At 74.1% G+C, this 23,569-nt stretch carries 21 protein-coding genes; 9 read left to right on the forward strand and 12 right to left on the reverse strand.

What is annotated here, in order from left to right; all coding sequences use genetic code 11:
• Positions 1-113 precede the first annotated feature (113 nt).
• The gene (locus tag ABT048_RS08975) at positions 114-908 is read left to right on the forward strand and encodes an NAD-dependent epimerase/dehydratase family protein (protein WP_350520832.1); all 795 of its coding nucleotides are present in this window, start codon (positions 114-116) and stop codon (positions 906-908) included.
• An 85-nt stretch (positions 909-993) separates the two neighbouring features.
• Here the strand turns inward: ABT048_RS08975 and ABT048_RS08980 are convergent, their stop codons facing one another.
• Positions 994-1,710 carry a dienelactone hydrolase family protein gene (locus tag ABT048_RS08980; RefSeq protein WP_350520649.1) on the reverse strand — a complete coding sequence of 239 codons (717 nt, stop codon included), beginning with the start codon at positions 1,708-1,710 and terminating at the stop codon, positions 994-996.
• 301 nt (positions 1,711-2,011) lie between these two features.
• Between ABT048_RS08980 and ABT048_RS08985 the strand changes: the two genes are divergently transcribed.
• Positions 2,012-2,830: an alpha/beta fold hydrolase gene (locus tag ABT048_RS08985; RefSeq protein ID WP_350520650.1), complete on the forward strand. Its 819-nt coding sequence runs from the start codon at positions 2,012-2,014 to the stop codon at positions 2,828-2,830.
• 30 nt (positions 2,831-2,860) lie between these two features.
• On the opposite strand, the gene ABT048_RS08990 is transcribed toward ABT048_RS08985, so the two are convergent.
• The 3 genes from ABT048_RS08990 to ABT048_RS09000 all read right to left on the reverse strand — a co-directional run bounded on the left by ABT048_RS08990 (position 2,861) and on the right by ABT048_RS09000 (position 7,984).
• Positions 2,861-6,511, reverse strand: a complete 3,651-nt coding sequence (locus tag ABT048_RS08990; RefSeq protein WP_350520651.1) for a tetratricopeptide repeat protein — start codon at positions 6,509-6,511, stop codon at positions 2,861-2,863.
• A gap of 77 nt (positions 6,512-6,588) precedes the next feature.
• Positions 6,589-7,065: a hypothetical protein gene (locus ABT048_RS08995; protein ID WP_350520652.1), complete on the reverse strand. Its 477-nt coding sequence runs from the start codon at positions 7,063-7,065 to the stop codon at positions 6,589-6,591.
• Between the two features lie 67 nt (positions 7,066-7,132).
• Positions 7,133-7,984 (reverse strand): AraC family transcriptional regulator, encoded by an 852-nt coding sequence (locus tag ABT048_RS09000; RefSeq protein WP_350520653.1) that lies wholly within the window; start codon positions 7,982-7,984, stop codon positions 7,133-7,135.
• 197 nt (positions 7,985-8,181) lie between these two features.
• Here ABT048_RS09000 and ABT048_RS09005 point away from each other — a divergent pair, with 197 nt between their 5' ends.
• Positions 8,182-8,892 carry an alpha/beta fold hydrolase gene (locus ABT048_RS09005; protein ID WP_350520654.1) on the forward strand — a complete coding sequence of 237 codons (711 nt, stop codon included), beginning with the start codon at positions 8,182-8,184 and terminating at the stop codon, positions 8,890-8,892.
• 422 nt (positions 8,893-9,314) lie between these two features.
• Here ABT048_RS09005 and ABT048_RS09010 read toward each other — a convergent pair whose 3' ends face one another.
• On the reverse strand, positions 9,315-10,292 hold the full coding sequence (locus ABT048_RS09010; RefSeq protein WP_350520655.1) for a M56 family metallopeptidase: 978 nt from the start codon (positions 10,290-10,292) through the stop codon (positions 9,315-9,317).
• Positions 10,289-10,711 carry a BlaI/MecI/CopY family transcriptional regulator gene (locus ABT048_RS09015; RefSeq protein WP_350520656.1) on the reverse strand — a complete coding sequence of 141 codons (423 nt, stop codon included), beginning with the start codon at positions 10,709-10,711 and terminating at the stop codon, positions 10,289-10,291. The genes ABT048_RS09010 and ABT048_RS09015 overlap by 4 nt, the downstream gene beginning before the upstream one ends.
• Positions 10,712-11,204: 493 nt before the next feature.
• Between ABT048_RS09015 and ABT048_RS09020 the strand changes: the two genes are divergently transcribed.
• The 3 genes from ABT048_RS09020 (at position 11,205) to ABT048_RS09030 (ending at position 14,015) form a co-directional block, all read left to right on the forward strand.
• Positions 11,205-12,353, forward strand: a complete 1,149-nt coding sequence (locus ABT048_RS09020; protein ID WP_350520657.1) for a hypothetical protein — start codon at positions 11,205-11,207, stop codon at positions 12,351-12,353.
• 203 nt (positions 12,354-12,556) lie between these two features.
• Entirely contained in the window at positions 12,557-13,519 is a 963-nt protein-coding gene (locus tag ABT048_RS09025) for an alpha/beta hydrolase (RefSeq protein ID WP_350520658.1), read from the forward strand.
• 109 nt (positions 13,520-13,628) lie between these two features.
• On the forward strand, positions 13,629-14,015 hold the full coding sequence (locus ABT048_RS09030) for a VOC family protein (protein WP_350520659.1): 387 nt from the start codon (positions 13,629-13,631) through the stop codon (positions 14,013-14,015).
• 121 nt (positions 14,016-14,136) lie between these two features.
• Here the strand turns inward: ABT048_RS09030 and ABT048_RS09035 are convergent, their stop codons facing one another.
• Positions 14,137-15,225 carry a chymotrypsin family serine protease gene (locus ABT048_RS09035; protein ID WP_350520660.1) on the reverse strand — a complete coding sequence of 363 codons (1,089 nt, stop codon included), beginning with the start codon at positions 15,223-15,225 and terminating at the stop codon, positions 14,137-14,139.
• 508 nt (positions 15,226-15,733) lie between these two features.
• The gene (locus tag ABT048_RS09040) at positions 15,734-16,294 is read right to left on the reverse strand and encodes a TetR/AcrR family transcriptional regulator (RefSeq protein ID WP_350520661.1); all 561 of its coding nucleotides are present in this window, start codon (positions 16,292-16,294) and stop codon (positions 15,734-15,736) included.
• A 106-nt stretch (positions 16,295-16,400) separates the two neighbouring features.
• Between ABT048_RS09040 and ABT048_RS09045 the strand changes: the two genes are divergently transcribed.
• Together ABT048_RS09045 and ABT048_RS09050 are read left to right on the forward strand one after the other, a co-directional pair.
• The gene (locus tag ABT048_RS09045) at positions 16,401-17,963 is read left to right on the forward strand and encodes an FAD-dependent monooxygenase (protein WP_350520662.1); all 1,563 of its coding nucleotides are present in this window, start codon (positions 16,401-16,403) and stop codon (positions 17,961-17,963) included.
• A 159-nt stretch (positions 17,964-18,122) separates the two neighbouring features.
• The gene (locus tag ABT048_RS09050) at positions 18,123-18,371 is read left to right on the forward strand and encodes an amphi-Trp domain-containing protein (protein ID WP_350520663.1); all 249 of its coding nucleotides are present in this window, start codon (positions 18,123-18,125) and stop codon (positions 18,369-18,371) included.
• Between the two features lie 74 nt (positions 18,372-18,445).
• Here ABT048_RS09050 and ABT048_RS09055 read toward each other — a convergent pair whose 3' ends face one another.
• The 4 genes from ABT048_RS09055 to ABT048_RS09070 form a co-directional block, all read right to left on the reverse strand.
• Positions 18,446-19,777: an RNA polymerase sigma factor gene (locus tag ABT048_RS09055; protein WP_350520664.1), complete on the reverse strand. Its 1,332-nt coding sequence runs from the start codon at positions 19,775-19,777 to the stop codon at positions 18,446-18,448.
• Positions 19,750-20,169, reverse strand: coding sequence for a YciI family protein (locus ABT048_RS09060; protein WP_350520665.1), 420 nt, complete (start codon positions 20,167-20,169; stop codon positions 19,750-19,752). Before ABT048_RS09060 ends, ABT048_RS09055 begins: the two co-directional genes overlap by 28 nt.
• Before the next feature lie 148 nt (positions 20,170-20,317).
• The gene (locus tag ABT048_RS09065; RefSeq protein WP_350520666.1) at positions 20,318-22,171 is read right to left on the reverse strand and encodes a hypothetical protein; all 1,854 of its coding nucleotides are present in this window, start codon (positions 22,169-22,171) and stop codon (positions 20,318-20,320) included.
• Positions 22,172-22,332: 161 nt separating this feature from the next.
• Positions 22,333-22,662 carry a hypothetical protein gene (locus ABT048_RS09070; RefSeq protein ID WP_350520667.1) on the reverse strand — a complete coding sequence of 110 codons (330 nt, stop codon included), beginning with the start codon at positions 22,660-22,662 and terminating at the stop codon, positions 22,333-22,335.
• A 324-nt stretch (positions 22,663-22,986) separates the two neighbouring features.
• Here ABT048_RS09070 and ABT048_RS09075 point away from each other — a divergent pair, with 324 nt between their 5' ends.
• Positions 22,987-23,529, forward strand: coding sequence for a P-loop nucleotide/nucleoside kinase family protein (locus tag ABT048_RS09075; RefSeq protein ID WP_350520668.1), 543 nt, complete (start codon positions 22,987-22,989; stop codon positions 23,527-23,529).
• Positions 23,530-23,569 lie beyond the last annotated feature (40 nt).

Genomic DNA, 23,569 nt, shown 5'->3' on the forward strand with positions numbered 1-23,569 from the left:
TGCCGTCAGAAATCCCGTCGAACTCCGACGCACCATCAGGTACCGTCCCACGTCGCCGAATCGACCCGTCCGTTCCGACGAGCCTGCGAGGAATCATGGAGACGCAACCGATGGTGAACCAGCCCCGCGAGGTCCTGCTCACCGGTGCCGCCGGCCGCATCGGCACCTGCCTTCGCGAGTCCCTGCCCGCCTACGGCTACCGGCTGCGCTGCTTCGACCGCCTCCCGGTGCCCGGCGAACCCGACGCCATCGTCGCCGACCTGCAGGACGCCGCAGCGCTGGCGGCGGCGATGGACGGCGTCGACGCCGTCGTCCACCTGGCCGGGATCCCGGGCGAGGCACCGTTCGGCGACATCCTCGCCGCCAACATCGAAGGCACCTACCGGCTCTACGACGCCGCCCGCGCGGCGGGCGTGCCCCGGATCGTCCACGCCAGCAGCAACCACGCCGTGGGCTTCACCGAGCGCCCCGCCGACGGCAGCACCGTCCGGGTGGACACTCCGCAACGACCCGACACCTACTACGGGCTCTCCAAGTGCTTCGGCGAGAACCTCGCCTCGCTGTACGCCGACCGGCACGGCATCGAGACGGTCTCCCTGCGCATCGGCTCCTTCGCGCCCCGGCCCCGCAGCGTCCGGATGCTCGGCACCTGGCTCAGCCCCGCCGACTGCACCCGCCTGGTGCACGCCGCCCTCACCGGCCCGGTGGCCGGCCACACCGTCGCCTACGGCATATCCGCCAACACCCGCGCCTGGTGGGACCTCACCTCCGCCCGGGCACTCGGCTACCGACCCCTGGACGACGCCGAGCTCTTCGCCGCCGACCTGATCGCCGAACTCGGCGAACTCACCGCAGAGGACCCGGAGTTCCGCTACCTCGGCGGCCGCTTCACCCAGGCCCGCCCCTGACCGCCACCCGCCTTCGCGGCCGAGGCCCCGGAGGCTCGGGCCGGGTTCGTGGTGCGGGATCGCGGTTGTCGACCAAGTCACTCCGTTACGTCAGGCACTCGGCGAGCAGGTCGACGATGTCGTGCCAGGCTCGCTGCGCGTGCCGTGGGTGGTAGCCGACGCCGGGGACCACCGGGTGGTCTACCGGCGGGTGGTGGAATGCGTGCAAGGCGCCGCCGTAGACCACGAGGCGCCAGTCGACGCCTGCGGCCTGCATCTCGGCGGTGAACGCGCTCCGTTGCGCGGGCGGCATGATCGGGTCTTCCGACCCGACCCCGGCCCACACCGGGCAGCGAATGCGCGCCGCCTCGCCCGGTCGGCCCGTGGTCAGCGCGTTGACCGTCCCGATCGCGCGCAGGTTGACGCCGTCGCGCCCGAGTTCCAGCCCGACGGCGCCCCCGGTGCCGTAGCCGACGGCGGCGATCCGGTCGGGGTCGGTCCGCGGTTCGGCGCGCAACACGTCGAGCGCCGCATGACCGATGCCCCGCAAGCGGTCGGGGTCGGCGAGCAGCGGCATGCAACGGGCCAGCATCTCCTCGGGGTCACCCAGATAGCGCCCGCCGTGAAGGTCGAAGGCCAGCGCTACGTATCCCAGCTCGGCAAGAGCATCGGCCCGGCGGCGCTCGACGTCGCTGAGCCCCATGCCCTCCGGCCCGAGCAGCACCGCGGGCCGGCGATCGACTCCGGCCGGGAGTGCGAGGTGCCCGATCATCGTCAGACCGTCGGCCGGGTACTCGACCGTGCGCGTGGTGATCGTCGTCATGCGACTGGACTGTAGTGATCGTCGAGTCCGCTCGGGCCGCTGTTCTGCCGCTGGCAGAACAGCGCGGGTGTTCCTCCGAAAATGCGGCGATGGCTCACGATCCGCCACAGAGCCCGTTCCCGCGGCACCGTTTCGAATGCTCGACACCACCCTGCGGGTCTCCAACGCGAGGGTCGCCCACGACCTTGGCCGGCGACGGCCTGTCGGAGTGCCGTGGCACCAGCGACATGGCTCCCCCGCCGCAACGGCGTGCCGGTGGGATGACGGTGGGATGACGGCGGACGGGTGCACGCTGGTGCGCATGACCGAGCTTCTCGCATCAGCCGACGACGGACGACGCATCACCGCCCTTGACGACGGATCCGGACCGGCCCTGCTGGTGGTCCATCCGGGGGGCGGTGATGCGACGGCCTGGGACGGCGTCACCCGCCTGCTCGTCGACGACTTCCGTGTCGTCCGGATCCGCCGACGGATCTACGTCTCCGGAGCGGACATCGCCCTTCCCCACTCGATGGCCGTCGAGGCCGCCGACATCGTCGCCGTCGCGAAGCTCCTGGGCTCTCCGGTGCTGCTCGTGGGGCATTCCTCCGGCGCGGTCGCCGCGCTGGAGGCCGCCCTGCTGGACCGGTCGGCGTTCGCCGGCCTGTTCCTCTACGAACCTCCCCTGCCCACCCGGGAGTCGGTCGCCGGACCGAACACCGGGGACGCGGGAGCGCGGGCCCGTGCCGCGCTCGACGGGGGTGATCCGGTCGACGCGATGCGGATCCACCTGCGGGACATCGTCGGCATGCCCGCACCGGTGGTGGACGCCGTGTTCGCCGACCCGGACACGCGGGCCAGGCTGACCGCCTACGCGGCGGCGCAGATCGCCGACACCGAGGCGGTCGACGCGCTCGGCGTCGGCGTCGACCGCTTCGCGACGCTCGAAACGCCGACGACCCTGATCGAGGGCGATCTCAGCCCCGTCCACCTGCGCGAACGCCTCGCCGACCTGGCGGCGGCCCTGCCGAACGCGCGGGTCGTCACGCTCACCGGCCAGGGGCACGGCGCCCACCTCGCCGCCCCTGACACCCTCGCCCGCGCCGTCCGCGACACGGCGGCACAGGTCCTCCAGGGGTGACTGCAGGCCTCACCCCTGGTCCACGGCGCACTACCAGGAACCGTCGGGCAGAAGGAGGGCCTGGTCGATGAGCCCGAGTGCGTGGTCCGCGTCCGGTCCGCGCCATTCCGGGCTCGTGGCCACGGCATCGAGGAGTGTTCTCGCGGTGGCGATGATTTCCCGGGCGCCCTTCGGACCGCGCCCGCGTTCGCCGAGTCCGCCCAGACGTCGGCGGATCGCCATGGACTCCCGCACGCAGGCCAGTGCGTCGTCCAGTTCGCCCGACCTGGCCAGGGTTCTCCCCAGGACGGCCAGGTCGACCGCCAGGTGGCCCGGGCCCACGGGGTCGCGGGCCGACCTGCGCCGGCAGGCGATCGCGCGGCGCATCGCTGCGGCGCCGGTGATCGGCATGCCCAGCTCCGCGGAGACGATGCCCGCTCGCATCCAGGCGTCGGCGAGCCGGAACTCGTAGCGCTCGGTGTCGTTCGGCCCCACTCTGAGGAGGACGTTGACGGCCGCGTACGCGGGTGCGAGCGCTTCTTCGTGTCGTCCGAGCCTGCGCAGGATCACCGCCGCCCTTCCCAGGGCGGCGGCGCGCTCGGCTTCGGCGGGGATGGCCCGTCGGGGCGCGGGCCACCTCCGCCCACGGCGCAGTCCGCCGGCGCGTTCCAGTGCCGCCGCGGATTCCGCGGGTGACTCGGGCAGCGACGAATCCGTGCCCAGGGGGTCGCTGCCGGTCAGGCGGAGGTACAGCCGGGAGGCCGGGTTGTCCTCGGCTATCCGCCGGCGGAGCAGCTCGACGATGTCGCACAGCCCGGGGAAGGCCGGGTCCTCGCGCGCCGGACCGGCGTGGGTGGACACGAAGTTGTCCACCACTTCGGCGAGTTCGCCGGTGAAGCCCGCGGAGTTCGTGAAGCCCGCGGAGCGCGTGAAGCCCGCCGAGCCGCTCTTCCGCAGTCGTCTCGTCCACGGCCGCGACCCCGCCGGGTCCGCCAGGAGGGCGACTGCCGGGGTCAGCGCGCACTCCGGACCGTATCTGGCCGAGCCCTCCATGTGGAAAGTGATCGCCATGCTCTCGGCGCCCGTGGACAGCATGTCCTCCCAACGCCCCAGGTGGCCGTAGACCTTCGCCAGGAGGGTGAGTTCGACGGAGAGCAGGCGCTGGTACTCCGCGGGGTTGCGCCAGGCCATCCGGCGGCGGAGCCCGATGCCCTCGATCTGGGGTGCCAGCGACTCCTCCCACCGCTGGAATGATTCGAAAACCCTGGCGAAGGTGGTCAGGGCGGTGGTGAGTCGCCCTTCGTGCTCGGCCGGATCCTTCCGGAGCAGATCGCGCGAGATCGCGACCGCCTCTTCGGCGGCGGCCACCGCCTCCTGCTCGCGTCCGGCAGCCGCGAGGAGTTGCGCCAGTTTCTGCAGGGCGAACTGGAGATCCTCCCGGTTCCCGGACTGCGTGTCCCCGTGCAGGCTCCGGAGGGTCCGGACGGCCTCGGACTGCGCGTCCGCCGACTCCGCGGGGCGGTGCAGCATGTCCAGGGCCGACGCCCGTCTGTCGAGCCCGCTCGCGAGGAGCCGGCCGTACCGCGCGGGATTCTCGTGCATCGATCGGCGGGACAGCCCGATGACTTCTGCGGTCGACGCCAGGGCCTGTTTCGGCCGACCCACTTCCAGCTGCACGATCGCGAGCATGACGAGCCAGGTGAGGAGGTCGTCCTCGTGATCCCCCGGGCTGCGGCGTTCCAACCCGCGCCACAGCGTGACCACTTCGGAGATCAGCGGCAGGGCCCGGTCGAACCGTTCCGACCGCATCTGCACGCCGGCCGCCCCGCCCAGGACGTGGACGTAGTCGCTCTCGTGCTCGGTCGGGTCCTCCGCGGCGAGTCGGCGGAAGATGCCGAGCCCTTCGTCGATCACGGCCTCCGCTTCCGGCAGGTCGTCCGCCTGTGCCCACCGGAAGCCGCGGACACTCCGGTTCAGGGCGGCCGTCATGGCGTCCCCGCCCAGGGTCGGCAGCAGCAGACAGGCGCCCAGGGACACCAGCGCTTCGGCCAACTCCTTGTCGTGGGACGGTGGATGATCGGAAGCCAGTTGTCGGATGACCGGCACGGCGTCCCGGAGCGCGGCCACGGCCGCGTCGTAGCGGTCGGCGGCGGCAAGGCGCGCGGCCAGCGCCTGCAGGATCCGTGCCCGTTCGGCGTCGGTCGCGCCGGCCAGCCGGCCCTCGGCCAGGTGCTCGGCCAGCGTCGCCGCGGCGACGCTGAGCGCTCCGTCCGTCCGGTCCGGGATGCGGGCCTCGACGGCCTCCAGGACGCCTCTGAGGTGGGGCCAGCGGGTGGCGGCGGCGACCAGGAAGGTGATCGTCCTGGGTGCGAAGGGCGGGAGTTCGTGCCCGGTGTCGTCGGGCGACTCGGCCCGGCCGAGCAGGAGCTCGGGAACGTCGCTCACCCAGGGGTCGGGGACGTGGCCGGAGATCCGGTGGCCGGGCAGGGTGAGAGCCAGGAAGTCCTCGGCGAGGCGGTCCGGGTAGAGCGGTTCGAGGGCGCTGTCCGGGGCGGTCGGCGGATAGCAGTAGCCGTGGTCGTCCAGGACCCGGTCGGCGTCGGCGAGGCCGGCGCGCGCGAGGGCGTGCCTCGCGTCGCGGTACGGGAGCGCGCCGGTGAGCGCCGCGACGAAGACGGCCCTGGACAGCTCCAGGGGCGTGCTGTCCAGGCCCGTCCGCCCTCCGGCGGGATCGTGCCCGACGGGGACCGTCCCGCCGTCGTACAGCGCCTGCCAGTGGTGCCGTTCCCGGGCCAGCAGATAGCTCGTCAGGCCGATGAGGTCGGCGGGCGGCGGCGGTGCGGAGGCGTTCGGCGGCAGCGGTGCGGACGCGTTCCGCGCCAGCGGTGCGGGCGCGTTCGGCGGCGGCGGTGCGGAGGCGTTCCGGGCCTGCCGGTCCACGGCGACCAGCGCCGCCATGTGCACGGCGAGGGTGAGCCCGAACTCGGGCTGTTCCAGCCAGGTCGGTACCGCGATGGCCTCGGGAGCGTCCAGCCCGTAGTGGCGGGCGAAGCAGTCCCGGGCCACGGCGAACATGCGGCCGCGCGCCTCCCCGGAGTCGGGCAACTGGTCCAGGCGGTGGTCGGTGAACGTGTCCGGAGCCCAGCCGGCCTGGTCGAGTGCGTGCAGGAACGGCAGCGAGGCCTGTGCGGTGCGCGCCAGCAGGAGCACCCGTACGGGGACGTCCTGGCGGAGCACCTTGTTGCTGAACAACCAGGTCAGGTGGGTCAGGGGCCACCGGTCCGCGTAGTCGACCAGGACGAGCAGCCCGCGTGCTCCGCCGATCCGCAGGTCCTGGCTCGCGGGTGCCGTGTCGTCGATCCGGCCGATCGTCTGCTCGGCGCTGAGCACCTTCCAGCCCAGCCGCCGGGTGCGGGCGGCGATCTCGTCGGCCAGGCGCGTCTTGCCCTGGCCGCCTGCGGCGTGCAGCCAGAGCGCCGCCCGTCGGGTTCCGCTGTCGCGCCATGCGGTGAGGTCGCGCAGCTCGGCTTCGCGGCCGACGAACTCCACCACGGCGGTGCGCGCGTTGAGCAGATGGCTGGGATGGACCGGCGGTTCGCCCCCGTGCGGGACCGGCCCGGGGTCCGGCTCCGCGGGGGCGTACCCCCTCAGGAGGTAGACCGGCCCCCGGCCCGGAACCTGGTACAGGTCCCCACCGACCACTCCGTAGGCATTCCCCGCGAGGGCCGTGACGGGCTGGACGACGCCCGGCCCGCGCCGGCCGCCGCGCCGTCGTGGGCTCACGGCCGGTTCGGCGATCCGTCGCCCCGGGCGCCGCCGTCCCGGACCACCCCGAGGTTGACGATGTTGCCGCCGATGACGCCCTGGGCCTGGGCGTTCTGCCCGCTGGCCGTGATGTTCTGGATGGTCTGCGACTGCGGCTGGAACTGCTCCTGCGACCTGAGCTCGGCGAGGAACTGCTCCACGTCCTGAAGCGCCTCGGGGTGGGCGGCGAGCAGGTCGCGCAGCCGGGTCTCCCAGACGACCTCGGCTCGGGCCCGGACGCGCCCGGGGCCGTCCTCGCCCTCGGCGGCGAACTCGGCGGCGATCTCGGCGGACGAGCGTTCCAACTCGGCTCCGATCCGCTGTTCGGCCTCCTGGCCGGAGCGACGCCAGAGCGCGGGTGCCCTGCGCACCAGGTCGACCACCCCGGTCGCCAGCGCCCTGACCAGCTGCTGGCCGCCCTCGATGGCGAGCGCCTCGAACACATCCGTCATGACCGCCCCTTCCCGCAGCCTCGTCCGGGCCACCGGATCATGTCAACTCTACTGCGGGTCAAGGACATTATGAGAGATGCGTGGCGCCTGCACAGGGTTTCGGCCGCGGCGGCCGACAGGGCCCGGCCACCGCCGGGAGCCGGGAGGCCCGAGCGGTGGTTCGGAGGTCGGCACGGTAGCGGCCCGGGGTCGTGCCGATGATGTCGGTGAACGCCGTGATGAAGCTGCTGGGGTTGGACCATCCGCAGGCGTAAGCGGTTCGGCCGGTGTCGTGGCCGTCTGCGAGCAGCACCAGAGCGTGGTGGATGCGCAGTTGCGTGCGCCACTCGTAGAAGGTCATGCCGAGTTCGCTGCGGAGGAGCCGGCTGAGGGTGCGGGTGCCGGCTCCGACCCTCTTCCCGAGTTCGGCCAGTGTGGCGTTGTCCGCCGGGGTCTCGTACAGCATCCGGGCCAGGGCCTGCAGTCGGTCGTCCCGCGGCTCCGGCAGGTGCAGCGGCTGCTCGCGTGCTTCGTCGAGTTCGTCGACGAGGACGCGCAGGAGGCGGAGGCGCGCGGAGCGGCTGTAGCGGGGCTCGGAGGAGTCGTCGTTGCGGGGGGCCGTCAGGGCGAGCAGGACCTCGCGGGCGAGGCCGGAGGCCAGGAACACCACGGGGTGATCCGGTAGGAGCCGGGCGAGGGACGGCGGAAGGAAGGCGATCCGCATGTCGGTGTCGCCGTGGGCGCGGTGCTGGTGCGTGAACCCGGCGGGGGTCCAGGCGACCCGATTGGCGGGGACGATCGACGTGCCGCGTTCGGTGCGGACCGTCAGGACGCCGTCGGCCGCGTACACCAGGTGTCCCCGCGCGTGGGACTGCGCCGCGCTCGTACCGCCGGACGGCCAGAGGTGGCGCCCGCCGGAGGGCCACACCTGTGACGTCACACTGGCGGTCCCGCGGGCTTGGCGGTGAACGGGCATCAGTTGGCGTCCTATCGGTGACGAGCCACACGTCGGTCCGGTGACACTACCTGCATGCCGAGTGGCCTTCCGTCCCGCGTGAGGCGCCGGACCGAACCACACGTCAGGCCGTCGAGGCGGTGTGCCTCGATGCCGCGGCTTGGGAGATGGAGAGAAGAACCATGACGTCATTCGTCCTCGTTCCCGGCGCTTGGAAGGGCTCTTGGGCGTTCGAGGCGGTGATCCCGCTGCTGGAGCGAGCCGGTCACACCGTTCACGCCCTGACCCTGACCGGCCTGCGGCCGGACGACGACAACGCGACGGTCGCGGGTGCCAACCTCGACACGCACGCCGACGACGTACTGCGGCACTTCGATCGCCACGGCATCACCGACGCGACGCTGGTCGGCCACAGTTACGCCGGGATGGTGATCGCCGCCGCCGCTGATCGCGCCGCCGGCCGGGTCTCGCGACTGGTGCACCTCGACGCCTACGTGCCACGCGACGGCGACTCGTGCTGGTCCTCGACGAACGACCACTTCCGAGAGGTCTTCGTCACCGGTGCCGCGGCCACCGGCTACGCCGTCCGACCGCCGGAGGGCGGCGATCCCCGCCGCCGCCCCCACCCCCTCGCCTCGTTCCTGCAGACGATCCGGCTCACCGGCGCGTTCGCGCGGGTCCCCCGTCGGGAGTTCGTCTACTGCTCGGGCTGGGAGGACCGGACACCGTTCGCCGAACTCCGCACCCGCCTCCGGACCGATCCCGACTGGCAGGTCCACGACATTCCGACCGGCCACAACGCCATGCACGAGGCCCCGGAGGCCGTGGCCGCCATCCTGCTCGGCGAACCCACGGCGGGCGTGGAGACGCCCGGGCAGCCGGCTCGCCGCTGAGCGGATCCTGCCGCGCCCACAGTGCCGAGCCCCCGAGCCGCTGAGCCGGAACGACCGGAGCGACCGGAGCGACTGAAGCGACCCGCCGTCGGACACAGGTCGACGCACCGCGACGCCGCTCGGCCCGCAGCCCGCCGTCCGCGGTGTCGAGGGCAGGGCTGCGAGTGCAGCCAGGACAATCCCGTGCTTCGTGTCCGCCCGCGCGATACGTTCGTCCTCTCACAACCGGAGGTAACGAGGAACCGCTGCCGGTCCTGTGCTCCCTGATCCGGCTCGTCGAACCGGCCGACCCGGACCTGTGCGCGGGCCGGGGTCCGGCCGGCGGGGAGCAGCGCGACTGCGACCACCACTGCTCCCCTCCCCTGAACCGTCACGGCGGTCATCGGCGCGCGGTCACCGGCCCGCGGTAGTCGGCCTGCGGGTCATCGCCCCGCAGCCCTCGGCGCTGCGTACTCCACGTACTCGTGCAGGCCGTAGGCGAGGCCCAGCGCCAGCACCGCCGAGATCACCACCGCGGCGATCAGCCCGAGGGCGACGGTGCGCGCTCCGCGCCCCGTGGGTCCCACGGGCTCCGGCCCCAGCAGGGCCTCGACCCGCTGGGGCACCGGGCCCGTACGGACGGACAGCAACCGGTCGCCGCCGCGTGCGAACGCGCCGGAGGGTGCGCCGGAGGAGACGGCGGTGGACGTAGCGGAGCCGGCCAGTGCCGCGCGGGCGATGGCCGTCGCGGCCGTCCGCCGGCTGTTCACCGCCCGGGCCGCGGCCTCGTCCGCCCACCGCTCCAGGTGGAACTCCAGGGCCTCACGCAGCCGCCCCAGCGCCGGATGGACGGTGGCGGCGAGGTCGGCGACGCCCGACAGCAGGTGGTGCCGCCCGCGGAGGTGGGCCCGTTCGTGCGCGAGCAGCACCGCGCGCTCCGACGGTCCGAGGGCTCCGAGCATGCCCTCCGTCACCACGACACGGCCGGCGCGCCCGCGGTGGCGGGGCAGGGCGAAGGCTTCCGCCTCCTCGCCCGGCAGGACGACGAGGTCGCCGTCCGCGGTCCCCGCACCGGTCAGCGTCCACGCGCGCGACAGCAGCGCGCGGTGCCGGCGCACGGCCAGCGCGAGCCGGACCGCCTGCACGGCGAGCAGCACCCCGGCGACGCAGGACACCGGCACGACCGCCGGCCAGTCGGCGGCGACCCGGCCGAGGTCCATGTGTTCGAGCCCGGCGAGGACCGGCACGTGGAAGAGCGCGATCAGGGCCGCCGTCGTCCCGCCCGCGAGCTGCACGGCAGCCGCGGCGAGCACGAGGGAGGCCTCGCGGGGCGGGAGCAGTCCGGCCAGTCGGCGTGCCGCGGGCGCCGCCGCCCAGGGGAGGGCGGCGGTGAGGGCGACGATCACCAGGAACAGCGTCACGGCCTGCCCTCCGGTTCCACCCCACCCTCCACGGCGGGGGACGGTTCGGACTCCGCTTCGAGGATGAGGCGCCGCAGGGCGTCCCCGTCGTCGGCGGAGAGCGAGGAGACGAAACGCTTCAGCACGAGGTCCCGGTGCGGTTCCTTCTCCAGTTCCCGGCGCATCCGGCCGGCTGCCAGCCCGGCCGCGTCGGCCACGGGAGCGTACACGAAGGAGCGTCCGGGCCTGGAGCGCTCCAGGGTCCCCTTCTCGTGCAGGCGGGCCAGGATCGTCGTCACCGTCGTACGGGCGAGGCCCCGGGGCAGGGCGCCCTTGACCTGCTGGGCGGTCAGCGGCTCACCGGCCGCCCACAGCACCGCCATCACGTCCGCGACGAGCTCCCCGTGCGGGCGCCTGGCCTCCCGGCCGTCCCTCGTCATCTCTCCCCCTGCTCCGATGCGGTCGACCGGCACGCCCCGGGCGCCGGCCGGCCCGCCCGGACCAGGTGTGGTGACGAGACGGGGTCGGGCGTGCGGAGCCCGGGTGTGCCTCGCTCAACTCTAGGGGGCACTCCTCCGGCGGTGGCGGGGCAGGGGGTGCCCCGGGCTCGGGCGAACAACCGCTCGGACGCACCGTCAAGTCCCTCGGGAACCACACGATTCGATACGACGACAACAATGTAGACCAACCGTGCGGGCCCGGGTATCGTGAAGATCGGGCTTGCCCGTGCGGACCGCGCCGCAGCCGCCCGCCGGTGATCGGAGGCCGTGTTCACCCCGGCCTCGGGGGGGCCGTTCGCGGCGCGGCGCGCCACAGGTGCTGACGGGAGTCGTCCGGCGGAGACCCTCTCCCCCGCATCCGCGCCCTGCCGACCGGCCCGACGAACACCCGCGGTTCCGTGCGGCACCGCGACTCACCCGGAGGTAGCGATTCGTGACCCGTTACAGCGTCGACCCCGACCGGCGTGAGCTGATCGCCGCCTGGGGAACCGGTGAGGGCAACCTCGCCACCCGCATCGCCGCCCTCCCCGCCGACGTGGCCGTGTCCGCGTCCCTCGGACTCTCCAGCGCCCTGACCCAACTGTCCGACGCGGCCTGGCGTGCGTACACCCACCCCGCCGGCGCCGCCGGTTCCCGGGTTCCCGACACCGGCGGCCGGGTCCGCGACCGGGAACCCGACCCCGTCCGGGAGGTCGCCCGTGCGATCGCCGCACCGGACCCGGCCGGCCGCAGCGCCGTCCTCGCGTCGTCCGGCCGGCTGCTCGAATCGGCCCGTCTGGTCGGCCGGGCCCTCCACGACCTGGCCGATCCCCGCCTCACCGAGGCGGTGCTCGCCGAGACCGCCACCGAGCTGGCCGCCGTCGAGAGCGCCGAACTGGGCGACCTGACCGGCCGCGCCCAGCAGGCCGTCCTGCTCAGCCGCGAGGACGCCTCCCCCGCCCAAGTCGCCGCCGCGGACCACCTCCTGGCGCAGGACCCGTTCGGTCCGGCCGCGCTGTTCTGCGCCGTGGAGCCGACCGCGGCCGCCGTCGCCGCGGCCCACTGGCTCGCCGCCGCGGTCGAGGTCACCGCCGAGGCCACCGGGCTCGACCCCGTGCAGGTGATGCAGGAGGCCGACGCCATCGGGCCCCTTCCCCACGAGACCCGCACGGTCATCCTCGGCCTGATCGAGACCGGTGTCTCCCCGTACGACGCCGTCACCGGCCTGGTCCGGCACGCCATGCAGATCACCGAGGGCCTCCTGCCCATCCCGGTCGCCCTGCGCGAGCAGGTCGACGACCCGGAGGACGAGGACGAGGACGAGGAGGAGACCGCCGCCGACTACACCGTCGAGGACGACCCGGGCCTCACCGACCTCGCCCTGCGCCTCACCCCGCTGGACCCCCGGCGGCCGGCCCGAAGCCTCCTCGAAGTCCTCGTCGACGGCATCCGGGCCTGCCGGCTCCTGCACGCCGAGTTCACCGGCCTCGACCGCGGCTCGGCGGCACCGGGCGACGACCGGGCCGAGCAGGACCGGAGCCGCGAACACTTCGCCCGACTCGTCCGCGCAGCCGCCGCCCGGCACCGCAGCCGACTGTTATGACGGCAATCCCTTCAACCCCTGGGCCTGACACCACCGACGACGACACCGCCCCCACCCTCACACCCACACACGCCCACACCGAGGCGGTCCCGGGGGCGCCGCACGCCGGCACGGGCGGGGCTGGCAGGCTGGGCCGGGTCGGGGCGTCACCGGGCGCCCGCGGGGAGGGAGTCCTGGAGATGGGTGGGTCGGCGGCTCGGCGGGTGCCCCCTCTGGATCCGCAGGTGCGGGCCGCGGTGGACGCCGCCGGTGCGGGGGCGCGGGAGGTGCTCACACCGGAGGGCCTGGCGGCGTGGCAGGAGCGGGACGCCGCCGCCCGGCCCCGCCCGACACTCGACCGGCTGCGCGACGGCGGCCGGTTCGAGGTGGAGGAGGCGCGCGTGCCACGGGCCGACGGCAGCGGCCTCACGCTCGTCAGCGCGCGGCCCGCCGGGGTCCGCGAGCCGCTGCCGTTGCTGTACTACCTGCACGGCGGCGGGATGGTGACGGGCAACGCGTGGTCCGTCCTGCCCCGGCTGCTGCGCGGGTGGGCGCTGCCGCTGGGGTTGGCGGTCGTGTCCGTCGAGTACCGGCTGGCGCCGCACACCCGGTTCCCCGGGGCCGTCGAGGACTGCTACGCCGGGCTCGTCCGGGCGGTCGGACTCGCGGACCGGCTGGGCGTGGACGCGCGGCGTGTGATCATCGGCGGCAAGAGCGCCGGCGGCGGGCTCGCGGCGGCCCTGGCCCTGCTGGCCCGCGACCGCGGCGGCCCGGCGCCGGTCGGCCAGCTGCTGCTGAGCCCGATGCTCGACGACCGCGGCGACACCTTCTCCAGCCACCAGATGGCCGGCCACGACACCTGGGACCGCACCTCCAACGCCACCGCCTGGCAGGCCGTGCTCGGCGACCGGTACGGCGCCGCCGACCTCCCGCCGTACGCCGCCCCGGCCCGCGCCACCGACCTGTCCGGACTGCCCCCGGCCTACCTCGACGTGGGCTCGGCCGAGACCTTCCGGGACGAGGCCGTCGCCTACGCCGAAGCGATCTGGCGGGCGGGCGGCGAGGCCGAACTGCACGTGTGGCCCGGCGCCTGCCACGGCTTCGACACCCTCGCGCCGGACGCCGACGTCACCCAGGACGCCCACGACGCCCGTACCCGCTGGCTGCGGCGCGTCCTCCGACAGTGAGGAGGCCCCCGACCCCCTGTCCCCTGCTGCCGCGGCCGTCCCGGGACGTCCCCGGATCGTCCGGCCTCCGGGGTGGAGATCGGGGTGGAGATCGGGAAGACTCGCCCGCATGGTTTCGGTACTGCAGAACGTGGCGATCGACTGTGCGGACGCCTATGAACTGGCCTGCTTCTGGAGCAGGGTGACGGGTCGCCCGCTGGACCCGGAGGACCGGCCGGGTGCCCGGGAGACCCAGGTGATGCTGGCCGAGGGCCCGGTGCTGTACTTCAACCAGGTGCCCGAGGGCAAGACGGTCAAGAACCGGATCCACCTGTGTCTGCGCCCCGAGACGACCTCGCGCGACCTGGAGGTGGACCGGCTGCTGGGCCTCGGTGCCACCCTGGTCGGCGATCACCGCAATCCCGACGGCTCGGGCTGGGCGGTCCTGGCCGATCCCGAGGGCAACGAGTTCTGCGTGCTGCGCAGTGCGTCCGAGCGGGCCGCCGCGGGTTCCTGACGCGGGTTCCTGACGCGGGAAGTGCACACCGAGCCCGCGCGGCTGGGGCACGGGCTCGGCGGCGTCCGGGGCGGCAGCGGCGTCCGGGGCGGCAGCGGCCGGAACGGTGGCGGGGCGGCGTTCAGGTGGTGATGAAGACGTCGAGGGCCTGGGTCACGATGTCGATCGGGTTCGAGAACGACCTGCTGAAGTTGCTGGTGCCCGCGAAGTGCATGCCGACCGGGTTCCGGGCCTCGTCGAAGGTCCAGACGATGGAGCCGGAGTCCCCGGGCTGGGTGAAGACGCCGCCGTTCCCGCTGATCGCGATGGAGCCGGAGAAGAAGGCGGAGTTCCCTCCCGGGTAGCCGACCCAGTGCGAAGCGCCGACCTCCTGCACGAAGCCCGAGGTGAGTTCCGTCGTCCGCCCGCTCTTGCCGACGAGCATGCCGACCGTCGCCGCCGTGGTCGTGGAGCTGATCGCGATCTCGACCGGGCCGCTCGGCCCGGGGGCCAGGACGTTCGGGCTGACGTTGGCGGGGTCCGCCCAGGCCGTCGCACAGTCGACGCCGTTGACGGTCCCGCCGAACGTCACGGGAACGAAGCGCTCCAGGACGGCCACGAGGTCCGGCGGGCAGACCCCTCCGTCGCCCGTGGCGGGCTGGACGACGCAGTCCCCGAGCTGGCCCTGGTTGCTGTTGGCGAGGATGTGGTTGCAGCTGATGAGGAGTGTTCGCTGGTCCCGCGGGGCGGACCGACCGGTGGTCAGGCAGCCCAGCGTGCCGGTGCCGAGGGCGTTGGGATCGCTGATCACCGATATCCCGCCGGGTGCGGGCCGTGCCTGGAAGGTGAACGCCTGTGCCTCGATCGGCCCGGTGACGACGGGGACGACGACCACCCTGGGTGAGGCCGCGGCCTGGACGCCCATGCGTTCGACGAGCACCGCGGTGACGTCGGCGGCGGTCCTCGGCTGGGCCAGGTAGACGGTCAGCGTCGGCTGCCCGGGCTCCACCGCGCCGTCGCGCGGTCCGAGCTCCGACGGTGTGGCCCGGCCGATGCCGACGCCCTGGATGTTGGTCAGCTCGGTGAAGGCCTCCGCCGAGCGGACGCCGCTGCGTTCGTCACCCTGGGTCCTCAGGGCCTCCTCGATCGCGGCTCGCGCCTCCAGGAGCTCGGGCGGGAATTCGGCGGGGTCGAAGCCGATGTTCTCGGGCAGGTTCCCCGGGGCACTCATCTGGACGTCCTCGCCGGACCGTGCGAAGTCTTCCGGCGGGGGCTGGCTGGGCCCTGGCATGGCAAAGCTCCTCGGAGGTGCGCGCCGGGGGCGAGCGGTCCCCGTGCCGGGACGGGACGACGGCAACTCGCACGAACCGGTCGGACTCCCGCCGGCGGAACGCGCGTCGGGAGCGGAAGGCGGGTCGGGATCGCCGCCGTCGGGGAACGGCCCGGGGTTCCACCGGGGCCGCGCCGCCTGTTCGGGTCCGTCCGCCGGGACCGGGTCGGGTCCGTCCCGTGGGACGACAGGCGTCCTCGGCGCGGACCGGTGCCGCTCGTGGCGCTATCTTCATGCTCCCACCCCGGCAAGTCGCCCGCCTCCCCGTGGGTGACCTGAGACCCCGGCAGCCCGGCGGTCCGACGACGGCCCGGCCGGCCGGGAGCGGTGGCACCGCTCACGGGCCGTCAGGGCCGTCACTCGGGCTGGCCACCGGGTTCTGCAGCGGACGCCGCCGGGGGTGCGGAGGTCAGCGCACGAGGGGCAGGAAGACCGTGTCGACGATCTCTTCGAGGACGTGGTCGGGCGCGGGGGCGAAGGTCGTGAGGATCTCGTGGCGCAGCAGGTCGAAGGGGAGGGCCTTGATGCGTGTGCTGAGGTGTTCTGCTTCCACTTCGCCGCGGGCGACGGCGCGGTCGAAGAGGACGTCGGCGGTCTTCTCACGGGCTGCGGTGAAGAGGTCGCCGGGGCTGGTGCCGGTCGCCTGGTAGTAGCCGGCCAGGTGCACGTTCATGACGGTGACGAGCTGGACGCGGGTGGCGTTGATCGTCCGCATGAGGGTGAGGACGTCCTCGCGCAGGCTGCCGGTGTCGGGGATGTCGACCCGGGACTGTTCGAGGACGTGGGCGATGGCCGCCCGGACGAGTTGGTCGCGGCCCGACCAGCGGCGGTAGAGCACGGGCGGGCTGGTGCCCGCGCGCCGGACGACGGCGTCCATGGTGAATCCGGCGTAGCCGCTGTCCGCGAGTTCGTCCCAGGCCGCGTCGAGGAGTGCCTTCTCCAGTGCCGCGCCGCGGCGTCGCTCAGCCATCCGGGACCCCTTTGGAAAGAGTTGCCTTTCTTATCTCGGCATCCTAGCCTGAGGGCCACAAGATAGAACTCTCTATCTTAAGGATCGTGTCCGTGAGGAGAACCGGATGTCCGTACGAGAGCGAACCCCCGTGTCGACGGCGATGGACCACGACGTGCTCGTGGTGGGTGCCGGGCCGGTCGGCCTGATGCTCGCCACGGAGCTGCGGCTGGCGGGAGTCCGGGTCGTGGTCGTCGAGCGGCGGACGGAGATCGACACCGCGCCCAAGGCGGGCGCGTTCAACACGGCCACCGCCGAGGCCTTCGAACGGCGCGGCCTGCTCGCCGCGATACGGGCCGCGGCGGGGAGGCAGCCGCTGCAGGCCGAGGGGGAACGACCGCCCTTCGTCGGGCACTTCGGCGGGATCCAGGTCCCGTCCGGCCCCGTCGACGAGCAGGCACCCGGCCTGTGTGGACGCGGCCCGGACTGGTACGTGCAGGTCCCGCAGGCCGAGGTGGAGCGGGTCCTCGGCGAGCGCGCCGCGCAGCTGGGGGTCGAGGTCCGGCGCGGGGTCGAGGTCCGCGGCTTCGACGAGGACGAGGCCGGTGTCACCGTCCACCTGCCCGACGGCGAGGACGTCCGGGTGGCGTGGCTCGTCGGCTGCGACGGAGGCCGCAGTTCGGTCCGCCGCCGCGCGGGCTTCGACTTCCCGGGCACGGACCCGCAGATCACGATCCGACACGCGGTGGGCACCATCCAGGGGGCGGAGCACCTGGGGCGGGGCTGGCAGCACACTCCCACCGGCGTCTACGTCCACGGGCCGGGCCCTGGCCAGGTGCGCACCGTCGAGCCGGACGGTCCGCCGGCGGACCGTGAAACGCCGGTCACCGCGGCCGAGATGGAGGCCAGCCTGCGGCGCGTCAGCGGCGCCGACGTCCGCATCACCGCGCTGACCTTCGGCGCCCGCTCCACGGACCACGCGCGGCAGGCGACGACCTACCGGCGCGGTCGCGTGCTGCTCTGCGGCGACGCCGCCCACGTGCACTCACCGTTCAGCGGCCAGGGCCTGAACCTGGGCATCGGCGACGCCGTCAACCTCGGCTGGAAGCTCGCCGCCACCGTGCAGGGGTGGGCGCCCGAGGGCCTGCTCGACACCTACACCGGCGAACGGCACCCGATCGGCTCCGGGGTGCTCGACTGGACCCGCGCCCAGGTGGCCGTGATGCGCGGCGACGCCCACAGCCGCGCCCTCAGGGACGTGACCGCCGACCTCCTCGGCACGCGGGACGGCGCGACCCACTACGTGCAGCGGATCTCCGGTCTGTCGCAGCGCTACGACCTGGGCAACGGCCATCCGCTGGTCGGCACGGCGGTGCCCGACCTCCGGCTGGACGACGGCACCCGGCTCTCCGACCGCACCCGTACGGGCCGGGCGCTGCTCGTCGACCTCGCCGGGGACGACCGGCTGGCCGCCCTGGCGGCTCTCGCCGAGCGGTACGCCGGGCGTCTGGAGCTGGTCCGGGGCCGGGCGGAGGGCGTCAGGACGGAGGGTGTCGGGGCGGACGGCCTGCTGGTCCGTCCGGACGGCTTCGTGGCGTGGGTGTCGGTCGCCGGTGACCCCGTGGGCCCGGGCCCGGAAGCCGCCCTGACACGGTGGCTGGGGAAGGGCACGGGTCCTTCGGACGGGTGACCGGTCCCGCGGCCCCGACCCGCCCGACCTCAGGGACCACCCCGACCACCGCGCCCCGGCCCCGCGTGGGCACGCCGCACCGCTGCCGCCGGGCCGATGCCGGGCAGCGGCGTGAGAATGGGCCGTAGCTGCCGTGTCCGACCGGTTCGGGAGGCGTCCATGAAGGACCTGGAGTTCAAGCAGAAGCGCACCTTGACCCGCGCCGAGGCCGCCGATCAGCTCGACGCGCTGGCGGCGGCGCTCAGGCGCGGCGGCCAGGCCGAGCTGGACCTCGGGCCCGGGAAGCTGTCCCTGCGGATCCCGGACGAGCTGCACACCGAGATCGAGGTCGAGCTGGAGGACGGCGAGATCGAGCTGGAGATCGAGCTGACCTGGCGGGCGGGCCAGCCGGACAGCGCCGGCGACTGACGACCGACGACCGACGACCGCGCCCGCCGGCCGTTGTCGGCGGGCGGGCGGACAGCCCCGCAGGCAGCCGGGCGTCACCCCAGGGCGGCCGCCTTGCGCAGCAGCACCGACCGCTCGCTCGCGTTGCGGCACAGCCGGGCGGCGAGTTCCAGCTCGGCCCGGGCCTCGACGGTGCGGCCGAGGCGGGTGAGCAGTTCGCCGCGGACGGTCGGCAGCAGGTGCGACCCGGACAGGCGGCCGGAGGCGGCGAGCTCGTCGACCGTGGACAGCGCCTCCAGCGGCCCGCCCGCCATCGCGACCGCCACGGCCCGGTTGAGCTCGACGACGGGCGACGGGGCGACCCGGCCGAGCGCCTCGTAGAGGAGCACGATGCGTTCCCAGTCGGTGTCCGCCACCGAGGGCGCCGTCGCGTGGCAGGCGGCGATCGCGGCCTGCAGCCCGTACGGGCCGAGGCCCCGCCCGAGGGCCGAGGCCCGGCCGAGCGCGGCGAGGCCGCGGCGGATCGCGGAGCGGTCCCACCGGCGACGGTCCTGGTCCTCCAGGAGCACCGGCTCGCCGTCGGGCCCGGTGCGGGCCGGGAAGCGCGCGGCGGTGAGCTCGAACAGGGCGAGCTGGCCGTGCACCTCCGGTTCGGCGGGCAGCAGGGCGGTCAGCGTCCGGGAGAGCCGTACGGCCTCGTAGGCGAGGTCGGGGCGCAGCAGGTCGTCGCCGCTGGTCGCCGTCGAGCCCTCCGTGAAGATCACGTACAGCACGCTCAGGACGGCGCCGAGCCGCTCGCGCCGGTCCTCGGGCGGCGGCAGCTCGAACGGCACGTGGGCGGCGGCGATCGTCTTCTTGGCCCGGGTGATCCGGGCCTGGACGGTCGCCGTGGGCACCAGGAAGGCGCGGGCGATCTCCTCACTGGACAGGCCGCCCACCACGCGCAGGGTGAGTGCCACCCTTGCCTCGGGGGAGAGCACGGGGTGGCAGGCGGTGAACACGAGCGCGAGGACGTCGTCGTCGACCCGGTCCGGGTCCCACGGCAGGTCGTCCGCCCGCTCGGGCGCGGCGGCCGCGCCCGAGCTGAGCTCGCCGTCGGAGAGTGGACCGGCGAGCGCGGCGTACCGTTCGTCGAGCGCCGACCTGCGGCGGAAGGCGTCGATGGCCCGCCGCCGGGCGGTGGCGAGCAGCCAGCCCACCGGGCTGCTCGGCTCCCCGTCGCGCGACCAGGCGACGAGCGCCTCCGCCAGGGCCTCCTGTGCGACGTCCTCGGCGAGCGCGAAGTCCCCGGTGTAGCGGGCCAGCGCGCCGATGATCCGGGCGGACTCGATCCGCCAGACCGCCTCGACGGCCCGCCGCGCCGCGTCGGCGACGGGCGGGCCGTCGGCGGCCGCGGGCGTCACAGCTGGCCGGTCCGCTCGCGCCACGCCCGCTCCTTGATGATCCACTCGTTGTCCTGCGGGAACTCGTCGATGCCCGGCACCCGGCGGATCTCGCACTTGGAGCCGGGGATCGCCGGCATCCGCTTGGCCCACTCCACCGCCTCCTCCTTGGAGGCGACGTCGAGCAGGTAGAAGCCGCCGAACAGCTCCTTCGTCTCACCGTACGGCCCGTCGGTGACGACCGGGGTCTCGCCGTCGTAGTCGACCACCACGCCCTGGGAGGGGTCGTCCAGGCCCTCGGCGGCGACGAGCACCCCGGCCCGGATCAGCTCGTCGTTGAAGCGGCCCACCGTTTCGAGCATGTGCTCGAAGGGTGTGTCCATCATCTTCGCGACGGACTCGTCCGTGCCGCGCATGATCAGCATGTACTTCGCCATGATCGGTCTCCTCGTTCGGGGGTCGTCTCTCGACCCTCTCAGTCCCAGGTCGAACGGCGCGGCAGCGAAATCGACACGGCGGACGGATTCGGGCCGAATTTTTTTCCGATCCCCTCCAGGGGGCGGGGCCGGCCCGGCCCGGACCCGGTCAGGGCCGGGCGGGTGCCGTCTCCTGGATGCGCCCCTGCAGCTGCTTGGACAGCTCCGCGACGCAGGCCGCGAGCTGCCCGGTCGTCAACTGCGCCGGGTCGCCGCCGCACCCGACCGCCGGTACGGCCGGCGGCTGCCCGGTCGGCTGCGGCGCGGTCGGCTGCGGGGCGGTCGGCTGTCCGGACGGCTCCGGCGTGCCGGGCGCCGGGGCCGGCACGCCGCCGCCCGGCGGGGAGATGCTGCCGTTCAGCGACACCAGGTTGGGCGACACCGTGGCGTCCCCCGACAGGTCGATGTAGTCCTGGGTCTGCCCGTTGAAGTCCACGAAGCCGCGCCACATGTCCCGGCCGAACGGGACGATCTCCTGCAGCGCGCCGCCCTGCCCGGCGCTGATGGTGATCGAGGTCTGCTGCGCCATGTACGACACCATCCGGCTCGCCAGCACGTCGAGGTTCACCGACGGCGCGTCGTCGCCGCGCACGTAGACGTGCAGCTCGTTGAGGCCGCCGCCGACCCGGTCGGCCTGCACGACCGCGAACGCCACCACCAGCTGCGAGGAGCTCTCCCGGGGCACCAGCGGCGTCACGTAGTACAGGTGGCCGTCCGCCTTGGAGCGCAGCAGGAACTCGCCCGGGTTGACGGCGTTGGTCGCCGCCGAGGTGTGGTCGTAGCCGAAGCCGCGGTCGTCCTTGGCGCCGCGGCCGCCGAGCCACTGCACCTCGTGGATCTGGTCCCGGACCACCGAGGCCGGGTACACCGCGCCGGGCAGATCGCCCGGCGCCACCTCGGCCCGGTACGTCATGCTCGGGCGGCCGTCCGACGAGCCGCGCAGGACCAGCACCCCGGCCGGCTCCAGGACCGTCCGCTGCCGCCAGCCGATCTGCCGCGCCACCGAGATCACCACCACCGGCTCGGCCGTGCGGGGGTCGGCGCCGTCGCAGTAGCCCCAGATGTCCTGGTCGCTGTAGACCAGGTCAGGGAACCGCTCGGCGAGCAGGTTGCGCAGGCTGACGGCCCCCGTGCCGGCGAAGGCCCGGCCGAAGGCGTGGTCGCCGCGGAACGCGCAGGTGGCGACGGAGTTCGAGCGGCCGTCCCAGACCGCGACGCCCTCCATCGGCTGCTCGCCGGAGCCGTCCAGGACGGCCGTCCACACGCCGCCGCCCTGCGGGGCGTCGGGCAGGTAGTGCAGGCTGTGCCCCATCAGGTGGACCCCGGAGGTCAGGCCGGCGCTGTCGGTGAGCGCCTTGGTCGCCGCGGCGTAGGAGGCGGTGCGCGCCTCGAAGTCGAAGTCCGGCATCGGCGCGGTCTTCACGCAGGCCGGCACGTCCGCGGTGCCCACCAGGTCGCAGCGGCCGCCGTCGCCGGCGCGGGTGTGCTCGGTGACCGGCAGCACCGACCGCGGGGTGCCCGCGCCGCCGGCCGGGACGTCGAGCACGGTCGCCGCCGCGTAGTAGCGGCCCGCGTCCTTGTCGTCGTCCCACAGCCCGGTGCCCACCCGTACCAGCGAGCCGACCACCGCCAGCAGCACCGCAGCCACGGCCAGGCGCACCCGCCACCCGCGGAAGCCGGCCCCGGACTGCTCCGCGACGTACCCGACCACGCCGACCGTGCCGCACAGCCCCACCGCGACCCACACCCAGAACAGCGGCGTCGCGTCCGGCACGCCGCCGTGCGGGAAGAACTCCTGCCGGAGCAGCAGCACATAGCTCTGGTCCTGCTGCCCGAACCCGCCGAACGCGACGTGCTTGACCAGCCACACCAGCACCGCGACCAGCGGCATCCACAGCCACCAGGCGGCCAGCGCCCACAGCCCGCGCCGCAGCGCCCCCCGGCGGACGTCACGCCCCGTCACACGCTCCCCCTGTCCGCGCCCCGCCGCCGCTCCCCCGGCCCGACGATCCTCCGACCCGACGATCCTCCGATGCTACGCGCCGGGCCGCCTCCACCGCCGGGGAACAAGGGCACCCGCGCAAAGGTGCCCGGTATCCGTATGGCCGTCAAAGTGCCCACTGCCTACCGGCGTTGCATCGCCCGGTCCTCCGCCGCGCGCCGCTGCCGGTTGGCCCGGTCCTTCGCGGCGTCCTTGCGCGTCTGCGCCGCACCGGGGGGCTCGACGACGAAGTTGCAGTTGCCGCAGACGTAGCCCCCCTCCGGGCCGTAGGTGATCTCCGCCCCGCACTGCGCGCAGTGCATCCCGGACACGCTCACCTCCCGCGTGGTGACCTCCCGCAGTGCGGCGTTCGCCGGCGGCGGGACCACGTACCAGCACGATCCGCAGACGTAACCGCCCTGCGGGCCGTGGCTGACGGGCTGCCGGCACTTGCCGCAACGGGGAGTGTTCATACCTACCTCACGATGGACGGGACGACGGGGACGGCTCGCGCGGACGACGGCACCGCACGGCCGATGACGGCGCCGCACTGCCCGCAGGCAAGCTGTCTACCCTGATCCTGCATCAGCGACCCACAGTTCGGACACTGCATGGCGATTCCCTCCGGTCTCCTCGGTGGTGCAGCCATCGTGGCGCGGGTACCCCGGAGATCGGAAGCCCCGTGCCCCGAGGACCGGTCGGCCTCCCCTGACGCCCGCTCAACCCGCCCTGCTCATCCGCCCGGCGACCGGCCCGGGGCGGGCGCCCGGCGTCGCGTTCGGCGTTACGCTCGGCCGATGGTGACGGTGCTGGTCAACGGTCTGCCCGGAGCGGGCAAGACGACGCTCGCGCGCGCTCTGGCGGCCGAGCTGCGGCTTCCGCTCTTCAGCAAGGACGCGGTCAAGGAGACCCTGGCGGACACGCTCGGCGTTCTGCGCCCGGCGGGGTTCACGGACCGGGAGTGGAGTCGGGCGCTCGGTGCGGCCGCCGGTGAGACGCTGTGGACCCTGCTGGCCGACGCCGGTGGCCGGGCCGTCCTGGAGAGTCCGTGGTTGGCTCACACCCGGCCGGTGGTGGCGGCGGGGCTCCGGCGCGCGGGTGTCGCGACGGTCCTCGAAGTGTGGTGCGACGTACCGCCGGACGTGGCACGCCGTCGCTTCGCCGCGCGCACGGCCGAGCGGCACGGTGTCCATCCCGAGCGCCCGGGCGGGTTCGGCGGGGACTGGGACCTGTGGTCCCGGGGCGCCGAACCGCTCGGGCTGGGGGTCGTCCACCGCGTGGACACCACCTGTCCGGTCGATGTCCCGGCGCTCGCGGCCGTCCTCTCGGCTGCGCGTTGAGCTGCCGCCGGCAGGTGCGTGACGAGGGCGCGGTGACCGC

The sequence above is a fragment of the Kitasatospora sp. NPDC096140 genome (genome assembly GCF_040303045.1).
Classification (GTDB): domain Bacteria; phylum Actinomycetota; class Actinomycetes; order Streptomycetales; family Streptomycetaceae; genus Kitasatospora.